The organism is Variovorax glucosi, assembly GCF_051216695.1.
Taxonomy (GTDB): Bacteria; Pseudomonadota; Gammaproteobacteria; order Burkholderiales; family Burkholderiaceae_C; genus Variovorax.
Window position 1 is genome coordinate 1 of record NZ_JBPJZE010000203.1, and the last position, 1233, is coordinate 1233.

Consider the following 1233-nt stretch of genomic DNA (forward strand, 5'->3'; position numbering starts at 1 on the left):
TGCGGGTCCATGCGTAGTCCATCTGGCGCGCGGTGCGCTCGGCCAGTTCGCGTCCGGCCAGCCGCTCGACGAGATGCAGGCTCATGTCCATGCCGGCGCTGATGCCCGCGGAGCTGACGATGCGGCCGTTGTCGACCCAGCGCACGCCGTCGCGCACGTCGAGCGAGGGAAAGCGCTCGCGCAGGTCGGCGATGTCTTCCCAGTGGGTGGTGACGGTGTCGTTCGTGATCACGCCGCTTTCGGCCAGCAGGAAGGCGCCGGTGCAGACTGAGGCGACGACCTGCGCGCTTGCGGCGCTGCGGGCGATCCAGCGCAGCGTGTCGGGGCTGGCCATCGGCGCGCCGACCACGCCGCCGGGAACGATCAGCACATCGGCCTTCGGGCTGTCGGCCAACGTGTGATTGGCCAGCAGTTGCAGGCCGGCGCGCGCCTGCACGGGCTGGCCGCGCTCCGCATGAGCGACCGATGCGACATCGAATGGCGCCGCCGTGCCCGGCTGCATGCGCTGGCTGACCCGGCTCGCGGTGGTGAACACCTCGAAGGGGCCGGCGAAGTCCAGCGCTTCGACGCCGTCGAAGGCGAGGATGAGCACGCGCAAGCTCATGCCGCTCACGCCACGGCCCGTTCGAGCGCCTGCGCCACGGTGCAGACGGTGGCGAAGCGGCCCTGCAGCACGGTGGCGGTGCGGGCCTTGATGTCGGCGGCCGAAAGCGGCTGGCCGTCGGGCTGCACCATGTCGAAGGTGAGCGTGGCGTCGGTCACGTAGTCGACCTCCCAGCCCAGGTCCGAGGCGTGGCGGGTGGTGGTTTCGCAGCACTGTTCGGTGCGGATGCCGCTCACGATCAGCCGGCCGATGCCGTTCTGCGTGAGCCAGATGTCCAGCCCGCTGTTGACCAGCGCGCTGTGGCGGTGCTTGGTGAAGGTGGCCGCGGCGTCGAAGGAGGCCAGCCCGCCGATGGGGCGCACGTGGCCGGATTCGACCGCAAACGGGTTGCTCGCGTCGGACGGCTCGTCGGTGTGAAAGACCCGCACGATCGGCACGCCGGCGGCGGCGCAGCCTTCGATCAGCGCGTTCTGCGCGGCGAAGTAGGGCGTGGCCTGGCTTTCGGACCAGTACGCACGCTGGCGGAATGATTCCTGGGCGTCGATCACAATCAGACAGGTTTTCATGGCGGGGCTCGCAGAGGCAAAGTGGATGATGCCGCCTATTCTTCTGCCTTGCGAGCCCACGGT

The 1233-nt window shown here is 69.5% G+C and carries 2 protein-coding genes; both read right to left on the reverse strand.

What is annotated here, in order from left to right:
* Positions 1–604: DJ-1/PfpI family protein (locus ACSFA3_RS24280; protein ID WP_435507940.1), on the reverse strand; the 604-nt coding region annotated here is incomplete at its 3' end.
* A gap of 5 nt (positions 605–609) precedes the next feature.
* Entirely contained in the window at positions 610–1170 is a 561-nt protein-coding gene (locus ACSFA3_RS24285; RefSeq protein ID WP_435470573.1) for a cysteine hydrolase family protein, read from the reverse strand.
* Positions 1171–1233: the final 63 nt, after the last annotated feature.